Origin of the sequence: Proteiniclasticum ruminis DSM 24773 (assembly GCF_000701905.1) — a bacterium.
Taxonomy (GTDB): domain Bacteria; phylum Bacillota; class Clostridia; order Clostridiales; family Clostridiaceae; genus Proteiniclasticum; species Proteiniclasticum ruminis.
Window position 1 is genome coordinate 574,892 of record NZ_JNKC01000001.1, and the last position, 22,271, is coordinate 597,162.

The window sequence follows — 22,271 nt, forward strand, 5'->3', positions numbered from 1 at the left end:
CTTCACCACCTTTACTTAAAATCGTTCATCCCCAGCTGTAGAAAATGATTGAGTGCATAAGCTACCCCATGCTCCTCATGATCTTTTGTCACAAAATCAGCAGCTTCTTTCACCTTATCCTCCGCATTGCCCATGGCAACACCGATGCCTGCTTCTTTTATGATTTCATAATCATTCATGGCATCTCCAATGGCCAGGATCTCTTCCCTTTGGATGCCCAGCTCCTTGGCTACCGCCATGATGCCTACATATTTGTTCACATGCTTTCGCATGATCTCCAGATAAATGGGCATGGTCTGCACCACATGGAACTCTTCGCCCAACGCTTCATAAAGTCTTGGCGCATATCCGTCCAGAATCTCTGGATCATCGAGAACCAGAACCTTTGTCACCACTTCTTCATCTGAAAGTCCTTCCGGATTCTCGATGAAGAGCTCTACTCCATTAAGATCTGTTTCTCTTCTGGAATGCACATTGTCTCTGGGTGTAAATGCTCTCCTGAACGTGTGCACCGTATAGTTGGCTCCAAGCTCATCACAGATTTTTGTGATGGCTTTGGTCTCTTTTCCTGTTAGACAGTTTTCATAAATAAAGTCTCCGCTGGCAGATTTCACTGCTCCTGCTCCATTATAGCCCACCACATAGTCCTCTTCTCCATGAAGATTGAGCTCTTTGGTGAAACGGAGAAGATTCTCAATGGTTCTTCCGCTGCAAAGTACTACTTTGATTCCCTTTTCTTTGGCCAGTGCTATGGCCTTCTGGTTGATTTCACTGACGGTATGCTCTTTGGAAAGCAAGGTTCCGTCCATGTCTATGGCTATTAATCTGATCATTCTGTCCCTCCACTGCTAATTGTATTCATTATACCCCACAATATATATAAATACGTTATACTTATCATTAAATTTCCATTAATATTTTAAGTCAATCCATTTTTGTAGGGTTTTGAACTTTATAGTAATTTCAACGGTTCTACCTACCTCTTGAAATTACTTATTTGTGATAGTTTGAAGAAAAGTTTTGACAAAATCTTAGACAAAATTAAAAGCTCACCGTAAGGTGAGCTCAGACTGTCGACAAAGCGACCCTTTCCGTACGGAAAATGGTCGCTTTGTCGACAGTCTGAAGCCGGGGTTACCGGCTTTTCTGATTTCATTATTATTTTGTTGAAAAGAAAACATAATAGATATTTTTTACGTTTCTAAAAAGTAATAATATTATGTGACCAAACAAAAAAATAGTCAGATATAACAGAATCTTTATGTATATATTGGGCAAAACCAATACCATGAATTTCATCATTAGTAATATCCCTATCATGATTATCTCCGTGAAAATAGCGTAACTTATATCTATATATATTATCTTGTATAGATTGATTTGGCGTCCATTGAATGAATACTTAGCACTGATTGTATTCTTTAAATCATTTAAACTTTCATTATTCCCTCCTACTATAAAGCTCAAATAACCCATACTGAAAGTTACAAATAACGTCACTATGGTCAAGGAAATATTTAGATAATCATTCATAAAGCTAAATAATGAGATTTCCACCCTTAAAGGAAACAACCAATCGGTCAATATTCCAATTAAAGCTATCATTATAGGAATTCCTATGTAAATCAAAATTCTATATAATGGTTTTAGCTTATAAAAATCTATACATGTTTCAAATGTTTCTTTTAGTTTAAGACTAAATCTCGGTTTGGATTTTTTCTGTATATTCATATTCCTCTTCATATGAAAAATCCTCACTCTCCTGGTATTCTTCCGAGTCAATTTCAACAGTCACATATTCGAGCAGTTTTCTCTCAAAAATTGCTTTTATACTATTCCACTTTACCTCTCCTAAATGATTTACATCCACTGAAATCTCCTCTTTTGTTTTCATTTCCTCAGTATCAATCCTTACTTTAGATAAACCAATATCTCCATTTGCTATAACTCGTTTAACAGTTCCTTTTTTCTTCAGTTTTTCGAGCCTTTTTACAAAATCTCTCCCGATACTTACCCCACGCGAACTAGGTTTGTATATTAGCTCTACTTCTTCTCGTACATCACTTCTATTGACTTTGAACTCTGTATCTGTAAGTTCATTTGAATCTACAATAATCTTAGCCATTGAAATCTTCTTCATTTTACTTAGCTCAGTAAGAAAATCCCTATTCACTAACATTCGATATTCAAACTTGTAAAATCTTGTTTTTCCATTCAATTCCTTAACATATAGGTTAGATATATGATTAATGTAATTGATAAATTTGGAAATACCAATCCCATCGTAGTTACTTTCAAAGGCGCAGTAACAAGTGTTTTGATCAGGAAAATAGAGAGATGCATAGGTATGTTCTTCATCTGCATCTGGCTCTTCTTTTAACACACCCTTGTTTTCGTTAGTGAGCATATTTTTTACAACTCTTCTACGATTAAATTTTCCAGAACACATATCAACATGTATAAATGATGGTGTTTTCACTTCTTTATGTTTATTTAGGTAATAGGCGATTTTCTCAGTATTGTTTATCGTTTTCTTTACATTATGATCAAGTTTACTAGCAAAATTAAATATTCGTCTCAACTCTACTTCAAGTGTTGGTGGATATGGCTGCTTTCGACTTGGAGAGAAGTGCATTTCAATTACACATATCTCGCATTTTACATTTTTCATAATGTCCCCCCGATATTTGTACTTTATAATATAATAACTTTAATTCACTATATCCACAAGTATCAATTGAGAACCACTATAGCTAAACAACGTAACCATCCAAAATTCCACATTTCTCTAACTTTAATTATATGTTTAATTTATAAATTTAATCACCAAAATATATACATTTACTTACTTCTTGATGTGTGTCGCGGACACCCACTGATAAGTTCCAATGCGATACCATCCGGACTTTTCTTCGTAGATGGTCACATGTTCGCCTTTCCTGAGTGCCTTAACAACTCCGTAGCGCGTTCCAGGTCCCTTAAGGACATTTACTCTATCAGAAGTAACAACACCATCGCTGTACTTAGGCTTATTTGGAGCGATGTTTGCGATGTACGCTGCACTGACAAAAGCATAGCCTCTCTTATCTACTTACAGTGGAACAGCAATGGACCACCAACCATTAGCGAGGTAGAGTTTCTCAACCTTAGCACCTCTCTTTAGTTGCGTAACTACCCTGTGATTCGTGGATCTACCTGACCGTACATTGAGAGTTGCAGCAGTGAAATATCCATAATCCTTGGAATCATCCACAGGTTTAGGCGCTAGCTTGACAGCTTTCTTTTTGAGTGAGTAATCTTTGACAGCAAAATTCCTGTGAGCTGCTGCACACTGTCGAGCAAACTCATCTGATAAAATTTTGATGATATCAGTAGGTGAATCCATGAATCCACGCTCAACAAGAGTACCAGGCATATCAGTTTTATTAAGGATGTAAAGAGGCTGTCTGCTCTTCGGTGTGGATCGGTTTTCTTTTGGTCCAGTAACAGCAATCAGCTCATCGTAGATTCTATCTCTTATTTCAAGAGACCTTGCGGATGCTCTTCTGCTGTCAACGATAGTTGTAATTCCTCCACTTCTTCCACCGTTGATACCTGCGTTATGGTGGATGCTGATAATGATGACCACGTACCCTAAAGCAATATATTGAGCATAAAGCTTATTGGCATTATCAGCTCTTTCCTTTAGTGGTACGTCTCTTTTACCTGTAGGATCATCCAATCTTGCGACCACAACATCCTCATAGGCTTCCATTTCATCTTCAAGGTATTCAGCGATTCTGTTATTCAGGAACCATTCTCTTATTTCGTTTGGATCCAAGGTTTTGAGGCATCTCTTGCCATAGGTGTAAAGCCCATGACCCGCATCGATTAGTAAGAGTAGTTTCATAAACTACACCTCTTTCTTCAGGTTCTTCACAACTCCAAACGCTCCAGTAGATGCCAACCCACTCGCTAAACCTCCAAACAGTATTTCGGGCGTAAAGACAAAGCCATTTAGCCATGAGTTAAGGACTACTCCAAGCACTCCCATGATTAATGGGATGTACTTATTAGGGATTTTGTCCAGGCTATGTTTGATGATATAACCGATACCTAAACAGATACCTGTTACGATAACAACGATGTAATGTGATAAAATTTCCATTAATTATTGTGAATCAGCAGATTTTCCACTTTTTCTTCAGAGAAATTAGTAGTATAATCCTTGAAAATCAAATATAATATATAATTGGACTGAAAAATGACCTTTTGAAGAAAGTAGAGTTCCTGCATACATGGCAGGATTTGTGTAGAATAAATTTGGAGGAAAACCGTGGAAGATTTAAGAAAAGAAATTGAGAGACGTAGAACCTTTGCCATCATCTCTCACCCGGATGCCGGTAAAACAACCCTGACCGAAAAACTGCTCCTGTATGGAGGTGCCATCCGTCTGGCTGGTTCCGTAAAATCAAGAAAATCAAAGAATTATGCTGTATCCGACTGGATGGAGATTGAAAAGCAGAGAGGAATCTCTGTAACATCCTCTGTGATGCAGTTCAATTATGACGGCTACTGCATCAACATTCTGGATACCCCAGGACATCAGGACTTCTCGGAAGACACCTATAGAACTCTTATGGCAGCAGACTCTGCTGTAATGGTTGTGGATGCTGCAAAAGGTGTGGAAGAGCAGACAAGAAAGCTCTTCAACGTTTGCTCTTTGAGAAATATTCCAATCTTCACCATCGTGAATAAGATGGACCGTGAATCAAGGGACCCTTTTGAGCTTATGGAAGAGATTGAGCGGGAGCTTGGCATCAAAACCTATCCCATGAACTGGCCTATTGGATCTGGAAAAGATTTTAAAGGTGTATATGAGAGAAGCTCCAACAGTATTCAGGTGTTCTCTTCAGGAAATCATGGACAGACTACAGTCAATTCCGTGAAGGGATCAGTTGAGGACCAAGTGTTTGTAGACCTCATCGGAGAGGATTTCCACAAACAGCTGAAAGATGACATCGAGCTTCTTGATATTGCTGGAGATGAGTTTGATATGGGAGCGGTTCTTCGTGGAGAACTCAGCCCTGTATTCTTTGCTTCAGCTCTGACAAACTTTGGTGTGGAGCCATTCCTGAAGTCCTTCCTGGAACTCACTTCTTCTCCACTGCCTAGAAAAACCAGTGAGGGTGAGGAAATTGATGTCATGAGCGATGACTTCTCTGCCTTTGTCTTCAAGATTCAGGCGAATATGAACCCTCAGCACAGAGACCGGATTGCCTTCATCAGAATCTGCTCCGGTAAGTTTGTGAAGGGTATGGAAGTGAACCACTATCAGGGTAAAGGAAAGGTGAAACTTTCTCAGCCTCAGCAGTTCCTGGCTCAGGACAGAGAAATGGTGGAAGAAGCCTATGCTGGAGACATCATTGGTGTTTTCGACCCAGGCATCTACTCCATTGGAGATACCCTCACCTCCACAAACAACAAATTCCGTTTTGAAGGTATTCCAGCCTTTGCACCAGAGCATTTTGCCAGAGTGCGGCCTATGGATACCATGAAGAGAAAGCAATTTGTCAAAGGAATCACTCAGGTGGCTCAAGAAGGAGCCATCCAGGTCTATAAAGAACTCCATATCGGTATGGAAGAGATCATTGTGGGTGTTGTAGGTACACTGCAGATGGACGTTCTGGAGTTCAGACTGAAGAACGAATATGGTGTGGATCTGAAAATCGAAAGACTGCCTTTCCGCTTTGTGCGCTGGATGGATCAGGAAGACATCAACCTGGATGATCTGGACATCACCTCTGACACTCGCCTGGTAAAGGATCTGAGAGACAGAAATATCCTTCTGTTCCAGAATGAATGGGGCATCAGCTGGGCACTCAGCCACAATAAGGGCCTTACATTGACGGATGTGGGTAAAGTGGATTAGCAGTTCGGCAGATCGGAGTTCATCACGGGTCTATCAAATAACGAAAGCAGTTGAAGAGAAACTTCAGCTGCTTTTCTATTTTAAACTATCTATTTTACAAATTTTACAGTATGCTTAAACTATATTCCGTATCATTAGTATAGAATCAGAGTGCAAATCCTAAGAATAGGACATATATGATATCCTCATGATTCTTCACGAGACTGCTTACTTTGAAATCACGTGGTTAGAGACCTTTATGAAGAATTACTGTAACCTCCCTCTCTGATAAACGCAATGTTTTTACTCTAAATATCAAAAAGGACAGTTGGCAGTATGGCTGCAATCGAAAAATACCTGAATCGAAAGGACGGATGTTTTTGAAGAAGCAAGAGGATCATATGAAAAAAGTCTTCGTAGGAGCGGCATTTTATGCCTTGGGAATACTTGCAAATTATTTCTTTGGCGCAGAGCGATACAGACCAGGGATTGGAATGGAACTATTTGGTTCTATCACTTTTTTGGATGGGTTCATCCACGGAGTACTCCCCAAAATCATGAAAAGAAACCATCAAAAAACAGAGAGCTAAAAGTGGTTGAAATTCTCCTTATCGCTTAAAAAGACTGGTATCCCAGTCTTTTTTTTCGGCTCTGTATATAAACAGTGTTATTATGGTTGCAAATTCAATGTATCATAGATTTTTATTTCATTCTTTCGGAGATATAAATTGATGGATTCATAGTCCTTATTCGCATACGCTTCTTTGTTGTCTTTCATCACTTTATCCATTATTTCAGGTCTGATTGCAATCCTTTCACCAGCAAAGAGAGCCTTCATCTCTTTTTCAATTGTTGTAACTCGATAATAATTTTTTCTTACAATCAGGTATCCATTTTCTTTGACTTTTTTAATCATGTCTTGCATTTCCTGATGAGAAGGTGATTTCTCAACAAGAAATTCCTGTGTCAAATCTTCTCCATTGTGATTTACAATGATATACTCTTCAGTTCCAGGCAGATTTGCAATGGTGTCATTCCATATTGAAGAAAGCTTGCTTCTCATCTGCCCTTCATCTTCTGCATTATACGTCAACGAGCTCTCATAGAATGGTAACACAATGCCATCCACCACTATGTTACGGTTGTAAAGTGTTTGTTCTTCTTTTTTACATCCGGAAATGACCATTATGCTTAGCATAATTACTAGTAGTGTGGTGTGTTTTTTATTTTTCAAATCTGTCCTCCTCAACGTATACTCTCATTTTGCTGTGCTACTCATTTCGCTTTAGATGAATACCGGGCTCCTTATACAGAGCTTTTTTGCTTGTCTATGGAATTGGGGTGAATGAGTTTGCAGAAGGCACCTTGAGTTCAATGACGATAGGCGTTTCGAACACTGCTTTTCGTCCTGACTCCCTGGCTCTTCTTAAGACAACTTCATCCGACAAATTTTCATCTATCACATAGCTCCACTTGGTCCTGTTCTCCCCGATTGTTTGAACACTAGGATGAGGCAATCTTTTCTCCTCCGCTGATGCTGAGGTTTTATAGGTGTCAAAGGGATGTAGATTACTTTCAGTGATGAAAGTAAGCGCAGAGCGTTTTCCAGCTGACGCCATTTCTAGGCTTATTCCCGGAATAGGATGGATCATCTCTTTCTTCTGCATGTCAATTGTAATATACTGCTGATCTTTCGGTAGAAGTATCGCCTCTTCAAGAACGATTTCCACTTCTCCCCCCTCAGGAATCTCTTCTCCATTCAGATATAATGCATGTATTTCCCCTGTTTCTGTGGAGTACGACACCGTTATGTCTTCATCGATGATTTTTTTCGTCTTCCCGTCTCTCATATATCCTGAAATTTCGGTGATGATGTCGTTGTTGTTTTTGGGTTGACTAACCACGATATCCAATGTCTTCAACCCTCTTTCCAGCTGATCAATGACTAGCGTATTCCCGTCAATCAGCACCTTTTTTCCCACACGTTCCAGAATCCTCTTCTCCATCTTCTGCAGCTCCACATCAAATCTGTACTCTCCCAGTGGCTCATCCTCTGCACTTCTTTTGCCCCAATGATCGTAACTGACATTTCTGGCCACATTGGCCCGAAATGCAATGTGCAGCTTTTCTGGGAAAGATAAGTCCATCCCTGCGGGTATGAACCCTTGAATCACAACATAACCATTGTTTGATGGAGGCATACCGGGATTTAAGTTTTTCATGAATGTCATCGAGTAGTCCTTTTTGGTCACCTGATCGTATACATCTAACAGTTCTATCTCAAGATGATCATTCTCCCGAAGCACTACTTCTTCAGGAAACTGAAAATAAAGAAATACTCTCTTGTCTTCTGATAGTGCATACTGAAGCCGAACATCATATTTCCCGCTCTCAGAAAGAATTCCAAGCTCTTCAACGCTTTTCTCTTCAGCTGGACTGATGTCCATGGCGGTTAAAAATTCTTTTAGGATGGGAACGCTTCGGAGTTTATCTGCAAAAACGGATTCAGTATTTGCCGTATAGAACAGAAGACCGGAAAAAAGGAGAGACATCATCAAAAACAGTTGGGCCGCTTTTTTTCTTCTCGTTCCTCTATATCGGGCTAAAACCCGCTCTTCCAGTGTATGCAGCGTATCAGGTTCCATAATTTCATCCTCTAGACAGCTTCTGACTTTCTCATCAAACGGATTCATGTTCTGCACCTCCTTCCCAGAAAATCAGCTTTTCCTTTAACATCTCCAATGCTTTCCTTGTTCTTGTAGCCACGGTCCCTTGGGGGATATTCAGTTCTTGTGCCGTGTCTTTCACCGTCAGATCCCCAAAATAACGCAGTATAATGACCTCCTGAAGATCCTCTGGCAGCTCGCCGATGGCTTCTCTCATGGTAAGAGAGACCCTCGATGTCACTTCCTCGGTTTCAGGCAGCTGCTCTGTAGGAATATCCTTCTTCCGAATCCTGAGCAGACGATGGCATTCATTGATGAGGATTTTTGTCATCCATGGTTTCAGCTTTTCCTCTTCTCTCAGCTGATGAAGTTTCGAAAGCCCTATGTACACCGTCTCATCCACAGCTTCCATGGCATCACTCTCTGCCTTTAGATATCCTAGCGCAATCCGGTACATGGTTCCTTTGTACTCATGCACAAAATCTAGATATGTTTCTTTTCGTAGACTCTTCTTTCCAAACAACCCCACAGACACCCCCTCTACTTATATGAGTACTCAGCAGCCTATTTTTATTTTCAATCAAGATATTTTTTTATTGTTCTATAAATCTTCTGTTTGATGTGGATTTTATACTCACCTTCAACTCCATTATATAGTATGACTCTATTGGGAACTAGGCAGTATACTTTCCCGATAATAAGCTGAAACTCCTTATGCAGACTGCTGACATTTCCGATCGATTCGATATGTCAATATTTGTCAATTTAAGTTGCATGCTATGGCAATTTACAAAATTTAATTTATACGGTATACTCAGTTCAGGAAAAATTGAACGGAGAAATGAATTATGAATGAGAAAAATTACCGCGTCCTGCTTTACTATCAGTTCGTCCATATAGAACATCCTGAGGCGTATACAAAAGAGCATAAAGCCCTTTGTGAGTCTCTGAACCTAAAGGGCAGAATCCTTGTGGCACAGGAAGGCATCAATGGAACTCTATCGGGCACTGTGGAAGATACTGACGCTTATATGGACCATATGAAAAAAGATCCCAGATTCGCCACCATGGTTTTTAAGATCCATGAAGAGGACCATAATGCTTTCCGGAAGCTCTATGTAAAACTAAGAGACAGCATCATCACTCTTCTCCCGGAGGACGATGTGAATCCAAAGGATCTTGTGGGCACTTATCTGAAACCAGAAGAGTGGCACGAAATGATGCAAAAAGAGGACGTGATCATCCTCGACGGCAGAAACGGTTATGAGTATGACTTGGGGCACTTTAGAGGAGCCGTCCGCCCTGATATCACAAACTTCAAGGAATTTCCCAAGTGGATCGAGGAGAACCTCAGCGAGCACAAAGACAAGAAGGTCCTTGCGTACTGCACTGGAGGCATCCGTTGTGAAAAGCTTACAGGTGTGCTCCTCAATCAAGGGTTTAAAGATGTCTATCACTTGGAAGGAGGCATTGTCACCTATGGCCAGAACGAGAACACCAAAGGCCGCTTATGGGACGGAAAATGCTATGTCTTTGATGACCGCATCTCTGTAAAGATCAATCAGGAGGAAGATGTCATCGTCTCAAAGTGCGTGCACTGCAAAGCCCCAACGGACAGGTACATCAACTGCACCAATGATGACTGTCATCTGCAGCACTTTTCCTGTGAGACCTGTGAGGAGAAAGAGGAAGGTTTCTGCAGCACAGCATGCAGGGACTATATACTCAAGAACCCCCATAGAGATGCCCGCGTAAGGCTGAAAGAAAAAGCGAAGCTCTACTCCCTCTATAGACAGGATCATAGAAAAGCAAAAGAAACCTTGGAAAAGGCCAAAGAAACAGGTCTATTGTAGAAACCAAAAAGAACCTGAATCAGTGAGAAATTCATCCACTGATTCAGGTTCTTCTTATTGGGCTTATTTACGTTTCACTTCTGCCACAATGGTTTCTGCTTTGAAGGAAAGTTCCCCTTCATTCTCCACCATCTGTTTTCCATAGAAGTCCAAGGTTTTTCCCCCTGTAAAGGTGACGGAAATCTTATAGAGGTCTTTGATGAACTCATAAGGACGGTAATTGAGAAGTCCATGGGTGATTCTGGTGCTTTCATAAATCATCTGGTCTTCCACTTTGTCATATTCTCCGGGCACTTCTGAAAGATCCACTTCCACGAAAAGTGCATTGCCCTTCGCTGAAAGATTTTTCAGCCCCTTTCCTTCTTCATAGAAACTCTCAATAAGAGGCTTCACTTCTTCTGCATAAGCGACCACTTCTTCTTTGTCTTCCGCATTCTCCTGGGCGGGATCCAAATATATCGATGGATCTTCAGCCTTTGGAACGGATGCACATCCGGATAACAGAGCCATCATGGTTACGCCCATGAGAAGACCCACTACAATATTACGCTTCTTCACTATACCAACTCCACTTATTTACTAGAATCATTGTACATAAATTCCTGATGAAAGAAAAGACAAAAAAGTTTCAGTTACACCAGATTGAAATATACCACAAGGGCTTTTGTCAGATACAGATGATCCTTGACGCCTCCCAGCTCTCTCACAGAATGCATCCCCAGTAGAGGATTCCCGATATCTATGGTTCTGATGGGCAGATGTGTGGATCCGATGGGTCCAATGGTGCTTCCGCCCGGAAGATCACTTCTGTTCACGAAGCTCTGGCATGGAACTCCAGCCGTCTCACATAAATTTCTGAACACCGCCAGAGAATCTCCATCGGAAGTATATCTCTGGTTCGCTGAAATCTTCATCACAGGTCCTTCGTTAATCAGCGGACGATTGGTTGGATCATGCATTTCACTGTAATTTGGATGCACACTGTGGGCGAGATCTGCTGAGATCATGAAGGAAGACTCCAGACTCTTCAGGAAGCCTTCTCTTGTGCCTCCCAGCGCATAGAACACCCTTTCCATCAGATCTCTCAGGAGAGTGGAATCTGCTCCCTGCTTCGATGCGCTGCCACATTCCTCATTGTCAAAGAAGGCTCCCACATTGATGCCAGAGAATTCCTTAGCTTCCAGCATGGCCTTATAGATGGCGTGAACACTGGAAAGATTGTCCTGTCTCTTGGATGAGATGAATTCTTCCTGAAGCCCCACAAGACTTCCTTTGTCCGCTTCATAGACAAACAAATCAAAATCGAGGATTTCCTCTGCACTCACTCCGAGCTTCTCTGCCACAAGTCCTTTCAGGAATCCTTTCTTATTGAATCCTTCTTGAACCATGGTCACCACAGGCAACACATGTTTCTGCTTATGGATTTCAACACCTTCATTGACCTTACGGTTCATGTGGATGGCAAGGGATGGGATATAAAGAAGAGGTTTTTCAAAATCCACCAGCATGGTCTTTGGCTTCAGAGCGCTTTCTCCTTTGAGAAGAACTCGTCCTGCCACAGACAGTGGTCTGTCAAACCAGGTGGAAAGAATCGGTCCACCATAAGTTTCCACATTCAGTTTCAAGTATCCGTCCTGAACCATCTCTGCATCCGGTTTGATTCTGAAGGCAGGAGAATCGGTATGGGCTCCCGCCATTTTGAAGCCGCCTTCCAGCGGGTTTTTTCCGATCTGTATCATAAATAGTGCCGAACCATTTTTTGTATAGAACGCACGGTCACCCTCTTGAAGGGACCAGGAATCTTCTCCCAGAAGCTCTTTATACCCCTTGGACAAAAGTTCCTTTCTCATCACATCCACTGCCTGAAATGCAGTAGAGGATGCGTGCAGAAAATCAATCAGTTCATATGCAAGCTTTTTCTCTTCCATGACTAACCTCCGTAAATTATAAACTCAGGTCTATTCTATCATGTTTTCCCCAGTACTGCCCACATTTTCGCTCTTTTGATATCTATACACCACTTGTGTATCGCGGATGATATGCTATGTATGAAATTGAAGAAAAGACTCTTCCTCATAAATTATTCAGGAAATCTGTGTGGATGATATGGTATAATGAATTCTAAAATTCAAATGAAAAGCATCAGTTGTGAAATGAGGAGACGTTAGTATGATCAGCAAATTAGTGGACAGAATCATCGATGGCAGAGACTACCAAAATGGAAAGGAACGGGAACGGGTGGGCACCATCTCCGGTGTATTAGGGATCGTCCTGAATTTTCTCCTATTCTCCATCAAGGGACTGCTGGGTCTTTTTACAGGTAGCATCTCCATCATCGCCGATGCCTTCAATAACCTCACAGATACCGCCTCCTCCATCATCACCATCTTCGGATTCAAGCTGGCAGGAAAAGAGCCGGACAAAGAGCATCCTTACGGACATGGCAGAATCGAATACCTGACGGGTCTCACCATTGCGGTCCTTGTCATTGTGGTAGGGTATCAGTTTGTGGTCTCCTCTTTCAAAAAAATCATCAATCCCGGTGTCGTTGAGACATCTCCTTTGATTCTCACCATACTTTTTCTATCCATGAGCGTGAAGCTCTTTATTTATGTCTTCAATAAAAATCTTGGAAAGAAAGTACAGTCTGGAACCCTTCTAGCCACTGCGCAGGATGCCATTGGTGATGTTCTTACGACCTTTGTGGTATTTCTGGGGCTTCTCTTATCTCCTCTCACGACCCTTCCAGTGGATGGCATCGTGGGCGTCCTCATAGCGCTCTATATCATCTACTCAGGCATCAACCTGTCTCTAGAGACCATCAATCCCATTCTTGGTCAGAAACCGGATAGAGACCTTGCTGAGAGAATCAAAAAGAAAATCCTCTCCTACGACAATATTTATGGAGTCCACGATCTGGAAATCCATAATTATGGCCCATCCAAAACCATGGCAACCATCCATGTAGAGGTGCCACACAACATGGATCTTGTAGAACTTCATAATCTCATCGATAAAATAGAACGCCACATACGGGAAGAATTCCATATCTCCCTTGTGATTCATATGGATCCTGTGAACTATCAGGATGAGAAATATCTGTCGGTGAAAGAAACTGTAGGTAAAATCGTCCACTCTGTGGAAGGGGTGGTCTCCTACCATGATTTTCGGTATACAGGTCTCAGTGAACACGAGCTTCTTATTTTGGAAGTGGTGGTTGACAGTAAAAACACCACAGAAGAAAGCCGCGAGAAGATCCGAAAGGAACTGGAAGAAAAACTCCATGAAGAGTTTAAGACCGCCAGGATCATGATCACCATAGAGCTGGATGTGACAGTATTCTAAGGCGAAGCAGGATACATTTTGCTTTTATAATATTTCCCTAAATTGAACATACCCTACTATTTCTGCTCTTCTAATTTCTAGTACATCGGACATCATATGCTATTAGAAATAGCTGCTCTATTTAATGATAAAAAGAACATTAAGCAAAAACCATCCAGTTCAATAAAGCGGCGTGCTTTGAGCTGGATGGTTTTTTTATTTTGAACTAGTGAACTCTTCCATGATTGAAATTATGTCTATATCTGTCGTATACTCTATGATCCCAGAAACAAATCTGTTCTTCCCCTTTGTTGTGATGTCTCTTGTTCTTCCATTGTCTTCGAAAAAAATCATATACCTATATCCGCTTGTCCAAAGATGAAATCCGGATATTTTTGGTTCTGCTTCTGATAATTTAGCCATGAAGTGATCTTTGTTTTCTTCAATAAGGATCGTTTCTTCTCCAGTGGTCCCATTTCTAATGATTATTTTTTGAGGATCCTGTTTCAAAGGATTTCTTAGAACAAACATATACACCACAATCCCGATAATTGCTGCTGCAATCATGCCATACCTAGCTTTTTTCGCCATCTTTATCCTCCCTCTGAATGTACCTTCGTAAACAACAGCATCATTTCAACTAAGTTCCTGGATTATATCTAGGGTATTATTTTAAAGGCTGAAAAAAACATCTCAATGCGAACTCCACCGCTGTATCACCTGATCGTTGAGAAGCTGATACAAGAAACCCAATAAGTGAGTTCACCCTTCCCATTTGTGTCCCAACTTATCTGCAATATCCTCTACTCTGCATCATCCACAGCTTCTTCAGTTCTCTCCACAGTTTTTTTGTATGCGATGTTCCCAAGATATACCATCACCAAAGAGTACCCATAGAACACAACGAATTGATAAAACTCAAAATCCATGAAAAACACCATGATCAGTGTTGGCCATATACTGTAAATGAAGAATTGGTTGATGAACGGAAGAGGTTTTCCCTTCACCCCTGTATCTCTTTGCTGTTTTTTCTTTTGCTGAATCAGAACAAATAGTGCTGCATATAGTGCAAAACTGATGAAAAGTGGTGCTATTACCTGTTCCATCCTGTTACCTCCTCTGTTTCCATTGTTTGGTCATTGATATCATCTGAAACTTTTTTCAAGTGAAATCCAGGTATCACGTACAGACTTCCAAGGAAAAGAACGCCAAGTGCAAGGAGAAGCAGCAAACGAAGCATAAAATCTGAAACAAATACTGTAAGAAACTGTGCAACAATCATCACCGGAAAGCTTATTCTATGCCAGAGGCTCTGGTGGATTTCAAGAAGAGTCCCATCTGAAATGACCCTCTCTTTGCTTCTGATCCCAAGCTGGGTCACTTTCACTTCTGCCTCATTTTTATCCACCGGAAATTCCATGGGAGAGCTTCCATATACTTCTCCTCTTTTCACTCCATCAATCTGAACATGAATCTTTGACCCTGCCCCCATCCATCCCGTCTTACGGACGATACATATTGCCATAGCTCTCTCCTTTCGATTCCACACCATTTCGTGTGTATACTCCAGTGTTATTACACTATCTCTATACATTTATTGAAATTATTATACTATATATGAAGTAATGTTCCTAATACTATTTCAGATTTTTAGATATCTATTTTTTTGCACTCAAATGCACCCCAAATGCCGGAAAAAGCTCCAGACACATCATTGCGTCTGGAGCTTTTTTATTTGTTCTAATAGATCATAGAATCCGCGTAAGTCAATCTTGTGAGTCTATGCAGAGCTCGGGTGGCCATGATATAGCGGATCAGCGCCTGACCTTCCTCGCCCTTTTTCTCCACCATGACTACGCCATCAAACTCCAGTCCCTTGGCAAAGTAAGAAGGCATTAGGTAAAGATCTCCTTTTAAAAGGGCGTCCTCACTGTCTATAAGTTTTACATTGATCTTGTTTTTCAGAAGCTGATAAAGCTCCCTGGTGGTATTCATGTCCTTTGTCAGGATCCCTATGGTATCCAGATTGTTTTCCTTGTAGCTGTTCACCGTCTCCACAATCTTTTCCAAGGATTCTTCCAGTGAGAGATCTCCAAGATCCTTCACCGGTTCACCATTTCGTACCAGAGGTACAATTTTCTCTTCTCCAAGGAAGGAGTTTGCAAAGTCCATGATTTCAAAAGTAGAGCGATAGCTCTTCTTGAGGTCATAATGCCTGATATCTGAGAATACAGAGGAAAGATCTCTCATGGCACTTTCTCCATGGAGAATCATCTGGTTTGTGTCTCCCACAATGGTGAAGGACTGGGTGCCTGTGATGTCACGAAGAGCTTCATAATGAATGAGAGAGTACTCTTGGGCCTCATCCAGCACCACATGAGCAACCTGATAAGGAAGCTTCAGTCCATGCAGCTTATGCTTGAAATATAGAAGCGGTGCAATGTCTGCTTCTGTATAGAACTCAAAAGCCTTCAGCTCCTCGTAGCCCTTCAGATAATTGCCATGGGACAGATCCCGGAACTCTTCTCTTTTCAGTGCCACCAGCCGAATGAGGTCTCTAATTTCAGATCTTCTCATATTGGCGATGGTATTTCTGTCGTTTCCATCTTTACTCATGGTAGCCTTCATGGCCTCGTACTTCTTATCGATGGCAAACCTCTTCTCATCTCTCACTTCTTTCATTCTGGTGATGAGAATTCTCTTCAGCCTTGTGGCTCTTTTGAAGAACGGCATATACTTGAAGTCTTTAAGGAGAATTCTCTCCATTTCCTCTTCGGTGACCAGTGTCTTTCCTAAGAACTCATAAGAACGGAATGGGAAATATGTTTTCTCCACTTCCTCGACTTTTTCCAGTAGGACCTTCTTAAAGTCATCACTTCTTTTCTTCCTGGCATCCTCCACCAGTTCTTCATCCCCACTTAAGAGCGCTTCCACATAATCCTCGCCCATGAAGATGGGCTCCTTGAACTCTATGAGTTCCAGGGCAAGATCTTTGAAGGTGTTATGATGGACACCGCTTTCCCCTAAAGAGGGCAGCACTTGAGAGATATAGTCCATAAACATATTATTGGGTCCTAAGATCAGGACCTTATTTTCCAGTATCTTACGGTAGTTATAAAGAAGATAGGAAACTCTATGGAGAGCTATGGTGGTTTTACCGCTTCCAGCTACACCATTGACCACAAGAACGCCTTCCCGCTTTTCACGGATGATCTGGTCCTGCTCCTCCTGAATGGTCATGATGATGTCCTTCAGCTTCTTTCCTGCATTGGAGGAAAGCACCTCCAGAAGTATTTCATCCTGCACATTGCTCTGGGTATCAAAAACCCCTTTCAGCAAACCTTCTCTGATCAGAAACTGTCTTCTCAGAAGGATGTCCACAGGCATTTCTCCTATGGGCGCTTTATAGGAATCCTTTCCCACGGTTCCCTTATAGAAAAGAGACGCAATGGGCGCTCTCCAGTCTATGACCAGAGGCTCATAAGCCTTCTCATCCACCAGACCAAACTTGCCGATATAGATGTCTTCTTCATCCAGACCTTCTTCTTTGAAGGTGATTTTTCCAAAGTAAGGGGTGCTGTGAAGCTCTGTGAGCTCCAGCAGTCTCTTTTCCACCGCTTTGAAAGTCTCTTCCTGTACATATCGGTTGTGGTCAAAGTAGTCGATCTGTTTATCCTCATCAGAACGGTATTCATCGATGAGGGTCTTTCGGTATTCTACAATATCGTCATAAACCAGCTTTTTTCGCTGGGTATTATATAAGATCTCTTCCAAAATCAGAGCTTCCACACGCTCCAGATAAGCATATTCCTTTTCCAGCTCTTCTTTTGGCAAGTCCAAATTAAATTCTTTCATGGGTCCTCCAAAGGTATAGCCGCAACCAAAAAAGATATGGTTACGGCCATAGGTTATTCGTCCAGTTCTTTACTTTCTTCTGCAGGGACAGTTTCTGAGGGTTCTTCATCCACATGGATCACTTCCGCCTCGTCATTGGCTTTTTCTGCCTCTGCCTTTTTTGCTCTTTCTTCCATTTCTGCTTTGGTCAGACCAAAATCATTTCCCATGGTGCGACGCACCACTTCCATAAATTCATGACCTGTGATGGTTTCTTTATCCAGAAGCACCTCGGAGAGTTCTCTCATGAGGTCCTTATGCTCTTCCAGAATTTCAATGGCCTTTTTATGGCATGCCTTGATGATGCTGAGTGTTTCTTCATCGACTTTCGCCGCTGTTCTGTCGCTGACATTCATCACAGTTCTTCCATCCAGATACTGGTTTCTTACGGATTCTGAAGCCATCATATCAAAGGTATCGCTCATGCCGTAAAGAGTAACCATTCTTCTCGCCATGTTGGTGGCTCGTTCAATGTCATTGGATGCTCCGGTGGTGATGGACTTGAACTCCACTTCCTCCGCTGCACGTCCTCCGAACAAGATGGTGATTTCAGTGAGCATCTCTTCTTTGCTCATGAGATATTTATCGTCTTCCGGCACCTGCATGGTGTACCCCAGGGCACCCATGGTACGAGGTACGATGGTGATTTTCATGACAGGGTCTGTATTTTTCTGCATGGCTGCCACCAGTGCGTGTCCAATCTCGTGGAAAGCCACGATTCTTTTCTCTTTTGGAGACATGATGCGGTCTTTCTTCTGCTGTCCAGCGATGACAAGTTCTATGGATTCCTGCAGGTCTTCCTGCATGACATAGGCTCTGCCATTTTTCACCGCTCGAAGTGCAGCTTCGTTGATCATATTTGCAAGGTCCGCACCGACCGCACCTGGTGTTCCTTTGGCGATTTCCAGAAGATTCACATCATCGCCCATTTTAACGTCTTTTGCATGAACTTTGAGGATCGCTTCACGGCCCTTAAGGTCCGGTGCATCTACAATGATTCTTCTGTCAAATCGGCCTGGTCTCAGCAGCGCTTTATCCAGCACTTCAGGACGGTTGGTCGCAGCAAGAAGAACAATACCCTTAGAAGAGTCAAATCCATCCATCTCAGCAAGAAGCTGATTGAGTGTCTGCTCTCTTTCGTCATTGCCTCCGTATCCGCCGGTTTCACGGGACTTACCAATGGCGTCGATCTCATCGATGAATATGATACAAGGCGCTTTGGCCATGGCTTCTTTGAAGAGGTCACGAACTCTTGCGGCACCCATACCAACAAACATTTCTACAAATGCGGAACCGGAAAGGGAGAAGAAAGGCACTTTAGCCTCTCCAGCCACAGCCTTGGCAAGAAGGGTCTTACCTGTTCCTGGAGGCCCCACAAGAAGTGCTCCCTTCGGAAGCTTTGCTCCGATTTCCACGTATTTTTTGGGATTATGAAGGAAGTCCACGATTTCCACCAAAGACTCCTTGGCTTCTTCCTGACCCGCCACATCTCGGAAGGTGACTCCCGTATCGCTCTCATAAAGCTTGGCTGTGTTCTTGCCGAAGGACATCATCCCTCCGCCCCGTTTGTCCATACTCTTCATGATATAGTTACCAAGGAACAGCAGAAGTCCTAAAGGCAGCACCCAGGAGAGAAGGATGCTGAGGATCGGATTTGCCACCTGCACCGTCGCCACTTCAAAGGGAATGTTCTTTTCCTTGATGAGCTGAACCAGCTCTTCATCGTTGGGTATGTAACCGGTATAGAGCGTAAAGCCTGCCAGCTCATCCCCCTCCACCATGGTATACTCAAATTTTCTCTGGGACTCATCCAGCTTGATGCTCTTGACACGGTCTTCTGTAATGGCATTCTGAAACTCATTGTAATTCTGTTTCTGATTCCTGATGTCATTGGCAAAGTAATTGAATACCGTCACCATGACGAGGACGCTGAGAAAATAGACGATATAGAATTTGATATTCTTATTGCCTTTCCCAGGTTTATTGTTGTTACTGTTCATGTTCTGCCCCCTATTTTGCCAATTCCACCATGGCATTGGCATAAATTCTGGCACAAGTCATCAAATCTTCGATGAGAATATATTCATCCAGCTGATGGAGTGTGTCTTCTCTTCCTGGAAGAAGTGGTCCAAACGCCACAATGTTCTTCATCATTTTTGCGTAAGTTCCACCACCAATGGCAAGAGCTTCTCTCTCATCTCCAGTTTCTTTCGTATACACCCCCATGAGTTTTTCAATGAGTGGTGTATCCTTTGGGAAATACAGGGGGCCGTCATGTGCCGTGACGTCAAAGGTGAATCCTTCTTTTTCAAAAAGTTCCCTGATTCTCTCCGTGACTTCCTTTTCCTTTATGGTAACTGGATACCGGATGTTGATGTATGTGTCCAATGTGTCTTCTGTCAGTTTGATTTTACCAAGATTCAGAACTAGCTTTCCTGATGGCTCATCTTTAAAGTCCACCCCCATGGCTTTTCCGTCCAAATCCTTTGCAAGATTATACTCGAGCACACTTAAAGTGTCCTTAAGAGATTGAAAATCCTCATTTTGCACCATATGGGAAAGAAGCATGGAAATGGCATTCTTCCCTTTATGAGGTGTGCTGCCGTGGGCAGATACGCCTTCAAAAGCGATGGTCTTTTCTTCATCCCCTTTTCTATAGGTCACTCTAGCTGCGTCCGGCACCATATTCACAGCCTGTCCACCTTCTAAAGAGAGGAGCGGATGACTGTCCAGCTTCTTGGAAAGCTTGATCACAAGAATCCCCATTTCCGCATGGATGGCTGGAAAATCAGCATCCGGTGTGAATCCTGCCACGGGCTGTTTTTCTTTCTTCAGATACTCTTCGATGTCCGGTCCACCGGTTTCCTCACTGGTGCCGAAAATAAGACGGATCTTATGCTTCAGAGGAATCCCAGCCTCTTTGATGGCGATGAGTCCATGAAGCGCTGAGACCATGGGGCCTTTGTCATCCATGGTGCCTCTTCCGTAAATCCGGTCTCCGTGGACTTCTCCCAGGGGATTCTTGGTCCAGCCGTCTCCCACCGGAACCACGTCCAGATGTCCAAGAACAGCCACATAGTCTTCTCCGTCTCCATACTCCACAACCCCTGCATGTCCATCCACATGGAAAGTCTTGAATCCATAGCCTTCCGCCATCTCTAAGGCTGCTTTGAGCGCTTCATGCACCGCTTCTCCTTGAGGCATCCCTTCTTGTTCTTCTCCCTTGACGGACTCAAAAGACACAAGTTTCAGCACATCTTCTATAAGTCTGTCCTTGTTTGACTCAATTATTTTTCTAAGTTCCATTGCCATCCTCCATTAATCTGCATTCCTATTTTTTCACTGCACTCTATTTTAAAAAACCAAAATCCTCTAGAGGCAGAATCCGAAGTCCACCTTTTCCAATGACCTGATCCTCATGGATATACGGTTGCTGCCAGTATCTGGCATCATTGGAGGTCTTTCTGTTGTCCCCAAAGAAGAGCAGATGATCTTCAGGCACTGTGAAGGTTCCGGTAAAGCTGCTCTGATTCACCACATAGGGCTCTTCCACCAGATATCCGTTGACATAAAGAATGCCTTCTTTCAGCTCCACCACATCTCCAGGAAGCCCGATGAGCCTCTTGATGAGAAGCATCTCTTTTCCATCTTCTGTGAACAGTTCTTTCGAGCGGAAGACCAGTATGTCACCGCGTTCAAACTGATCCTTATTGTATACTTTTCTCACAAAAATCTTATCATCCACATTGATGGTGGGAATCATGGATCCTGTGGGCACTTCTATACGAAACACCACAAAGGTATTGATAAGAAAAGCCAGCAGCAATGCCGTCACAATGGGAATCACCCATTCCTTCACCACATAACTGATTCTGTTCTCTGTTTTCTCTGCCATCTAAAAGACCTACTTTCAAAAATTACTACAAACTCATTGTAAACAACATTTCTCAAAAATCTATTAAAAACATCTGGGAATAAGAATTCTTCTCTATACTACAGTATAGCACAGGGCACTCTCTTTTTTGGCATTTTCCGGTGGGTACCACAGTTTTTTTCAGAGCTTCTTTCTATATCATAGAGCTTCTTCCACCTGTTGGATAATCCACAAGAAGATCCAGAAAAAGTCATCTCTCCTATACAAAAACTATGATATGATAAGATCAGGAGGTGAAAAAATGAAAAATTTTCTAAAAGAATTTAAAGCATTTGCTGTGAAAGGCAATGTGGTGGACTTAGCTGTCGCTGTAATCATTGGGGGAGCTTTTGGGGCCATTGTCACATCCTTTGTCAATGACCTGATCATGCCGCTCATCGGTGCCTTATTCGCTGTACCTGATTTCTCCACCCTAGCCTTCACGGTCAATGGAACGCCCATTATGATTGGACTCTTTATTCAAGCCGTGGTGAACTTTCTTATTGTTGCGTTGTCCATCTTTATGATGGTAAAGGCACTGAACAGCTTTAAGAAGAAAGAAGAATCTGCTCCTGCAGCTCCACCTGCACCAAGTAAAGAAGAGCTTCTTCTGACAGAGATCAGAGACCTTCTGAAAGAAAGAAAATAGCACTTATTTCATCCTTTTTAGAGCATACAGTAACTGTATGCTCTTTTTCCTGCAGTAAAATGTCTTTATTCTCTATAGAGAA

22 protein-coding genes are annotated in these 22,271 nt (G+C 42.2%); 5 read left to right on the forward strand and 17 right to left on the reverse strand.

Going from position 1 to position 22,271, the window contains the following annotated elements; translation table 11 throughout:
- Positions 1–11: 11 nt before the first annotated feature.
- From T487_RS0102755 to T487_RS0102775, 5 genes are all read right to left on the reverse strand, one after another.
- Complete coding sequence (locus T487_RS0102755) at positions 12–833, reverse strand: Cof-type HAD-IIB family hydrolase (protein ID WP_031573744.1); 822 nt, start codon at positions 831–833, stop codon at positions 12–14.
- An 863-nt stretch (positions 834–1,696) separates the two neighbouring features.
- Positions 1,697–2,671: a hypothetical protein gene (locus T487_RS0102765; RefSeq protein ID WP_031573749.1), complete on the reverse strand. Its 975-nt coding sequence runs from the start codon at positions 2,669–2,671 to the stop codon at positions 1,697–1,699.
- 174 nt (positions 2,672–2,845) lie between these two features.
- Positions 2,846–3,052, reverse strand: a complete 207-nt coding sequence (locus T487_RS16780) for an SH3 domain-containing protein (RefSeq protein ID WP_081827517.1) — start codon at positions 3,050–3,052, stop codon at positions 2,846–2,848.
- A gap of 39 nt (positions 3,053–3,091) precedes the next feature.
- A complete protein-coding gene (locus T487_RS0102770) occupies positions 3,092–3,889 on the reverse strand; it encodes an N-acetylmuramoyl-L-alanine amidase (RefSeq protein WP_031573752.1) in 798 nt (265 codons plus the stop codon).
- Positions 3,890–3,892: 3 nt separating this feature from the next.
- Entirely contained in the window at positions 3,893–4,147 is a 255-nt protein-coding gene (locus T487_RS0102775) for a phage holin family protein (RefSeq protein WP_031573755.1), read from the reverse strand.
- A 168-nt stretch (positions 4,148–4,315) separates the two neighbouring features.
- On the opposite strand from T487_RS0102775, the gene T487_RS0102780 reads away from it, so the two are divergent.
- Complete coding sequence (locus T487_RS0102780) at positions 4,316–5,911, forward strand: peptide chain release factor 3 (protein WP_031573758.1); 1,596 nt, start codon at positions 4,316–4,318, stop codon at positions 5,909–5,911.
- A 380-nt stretch (positions 5,912–6,291) separates the two neighbouring features.
- Positions 6,292–6,480, forward strand: coding sequence for a hypothetical protein (locus T487_RS0102785; protein WP_031573761.1), 189 nt, complete (start codon positions 6,292–6,294; stop codon positions 6,478–6,480).
- An 80-nt stretch (positions 6,481–6,560) separates the two neighbouring features.
- Here T487_RS0102785 and T487_RS0102790 read toward each other — a convergent pair whose 3' ends face one another.
- The 3 genes from T487_RS0102790 to T487_RS0102800 all read right to left on the reverse strand — a co-directional run bounded on the left by T487_RS0102790 (position 6,561) and on the right by T487_RS0102800 (position 9,085).
- Positions 6,561–7,124: a hypothetical protein gene (locus T487_RS0102790; RefSeq protein WP_031573764.1), complete on the reverse strand. Its 564-nt coding sequence runs from the start codon at positions 7,122–7,124 to the stop codon at positions 6,561–6,563.
- A gap of 94 nt (positions 7,125–7,218) precedes the next feature.
- Complete coding sequence (locus tag T487_RS0102795; RefSeq protein ID WP_031573766.1) at positions 7,219–8,583, reverse strand: hypothetical protein; 1,365 nt, start codon at positions 8,581–8,583, stop codon at positions 7,219–7,221.
- Positions 8,570–9,085, reverse strand: coding sequence for a sigma-70 family RNA polymerase sigma factor (locus T487_RS0102800; RefSeq protein WP_031573768.1), 516 nt, complete (start codon positions 9,083–9,085; stop codon positions 8,570–8,572). The genes T487_RS0102795 and T487_RS0102800 overlap by 14 nt, the downstream gene beginning before the upstream one ends.
- Positions 9,086–9,404: 319 nt before the next feature.
- Between T487_RS0102800 and trhO the strand changes: the two genes are divergently transcribed.
- Positions 9,405–10,409 (forward strand): oxygen-dependent tRNA uridine(34) hydroxylase TrhO, encoded by a 1,005-nt coding sequence (trhO, locus tag T487_RS0102805; RefSeq protein WP_074542582.1) that lies wholly within the window; start codon positions 9,405–9,407, stop codon positions 10,407–10,409.
- Between the two features lie 63 nt (positions 10,410–10,472).
- On the opposite strand, the gene T487_RS0102810 is transcribed toward trhO, so the two are convergent.
- Both T487_RS0102810 and T487_RS0102815 read right to left on the reverse strand, forming a co-directional pair.
- Entirely contained in the window at positions 10,473–10,967 is a 495-nt protein-coding gene (locus T487_RS0102810) for a hypothetical protein (RefSeq protein WP_031573771.1), read from the reverse strand.
- A 74-nt stretch (positions 10,968–11,041) separates the two neighbouring features.
- Entirely contained in the window at positions 11,042–12,337 is a 1,296-nt protein-coding gene (locus tag T487_RS0102815; RefSeq protein WP_031573772.1) for a M18 family aminopeptidase, read from the reverse strand.
- Positions 12,338–12,578: 241 nt separating this feature from the next.
- Here T487_RS0102815 and T487_RS0102820 point away from each other — a divergent pair, with 241 nt between their 5' ends.
- Positions 12,579–13,754: a cation diffusion facilitator family transporter gene (locus T487_RS0102820; RefSeq protein ID WP_031573775.1), complete on the forward strand. Its 1,176-nt coding sequence runs from the start codon at positions 12,579–12,581 to the stop codon at positions 13,752–13,754.
- Positions 13,755–13,949: 195 nt separating this feature from the next.
- On the opposite strand, the gene T487_RS0102825 is transcribed toward T487_RS0102820, so the two are convergent.
- The 7 genes from T487_RS0102825 to lepB all read right to left on the reverse strand — a co-directional run bounded on the left by T487_RS0102825 (position 13,950) and on the right by lepB (position 21,522).
- A complete protein-coding gene (locus tag T487_RS0102825) occupies positions 13,950–14,300 on the reverse strand; it encodes a hypothetical protein (RefSeq protein ID WP_155953237.1) in 351 nt (116 codons plus the stop codon).
- Positions 14,301–14,536: 236 nt separating this feature from the next.
- On the reverse strand, positions 14,537–14,839 hold the full coding sequence (locus T487_RS0102830) for a hypothetical protein (RefSeq protein ID WP_031573779.1): 303 nt from the start codon (positions 14,837–14,839) through the stop codon (positions 14,537–14,539).
- Positions 14,827–15,258: a hypothetical protein gene (locus T487_RS0102835; RefSeq protein ID WP_031573782.1), complete on the reverse strand. Its 432-nt coding sequence runs from the start codon at positions 15,256–15,258 to the stop codon at positions 14,827–14,829. The genes T487_RS0102830 and T487_RS0102835 overlap by 13 nt, the downstream gene beginning before the upstream one ends.
- A gap of 215 nt (positions 15,259–15,473) precedes the next feature.
- Positions 15,474–17,588: a HelD family protein gene (locus T487_RS0102840; RefSeq protein WP_036909044.1), complete on the reverse strand. Its 2,115-nt coding sequence runs from the start codon at positions 17,586–17,588 to the stop codon at positions 15,474–15,476.
- Positions 17,589–17,641: 53 nt separating this feature from the next.
- On the reverse strand, positions 17,642–19,627 hold the full coding sequence (ftsH, locus tag T487_RS0102845; protein WP_074542583.1) for an ATP-dependent zinc metalloprotease FtsH: 1,986 nt from the start codon (positions 19,625–19,627) through the stop codon (positions 17,642–17,644).
- A 10-nt stretch (positions 19,628–19,637) separates the two neighbouring features.
- Positions 19,638–20,933, reverse strand: a complete 1,296-nt coding sequence (locus T487_RS0102850; RefSeq protein ID WP_031573791.1) for a Sapep family Mn(2+)-dependent dipeptidase — start codon at positions 20,931–20,933, stop codon at positions 19,638–19,640.
- A gap of 43 nt (positions 20,934–20,976) precedes the next feature.
- Positions 20,977–21,522, reverse strand: a complete 546-nt coding sequence (lepB, locus tag T487_RS0102855) for a signal peptidase I (RefSeq protein ID WP_031573794.1) — start codon at positions 21,520–21,522, stop codon at positions 20,977–20,979.
- A gap of 280 nt (positions 21,523–21,802) precedes the next feature.
- Here lepB and mscL point away from each other — a divergent pair, with 280 nt between their 5' ends.
- Positions 21,803–22,189 (forward strand): large-conductance mechanosensitive channel protein MscL, encoded by a 387-nt coding sequence (mscL, locus tag T487_RS0102865; protein ID WP_031573796.1) that lies wholly within the window; start codon positions 21,803–21,805, stop codon positions 22,187–22,189.
- The last annotated feature ends 82 nt before the right edge of the window (positions 22,190–22,271 follow it).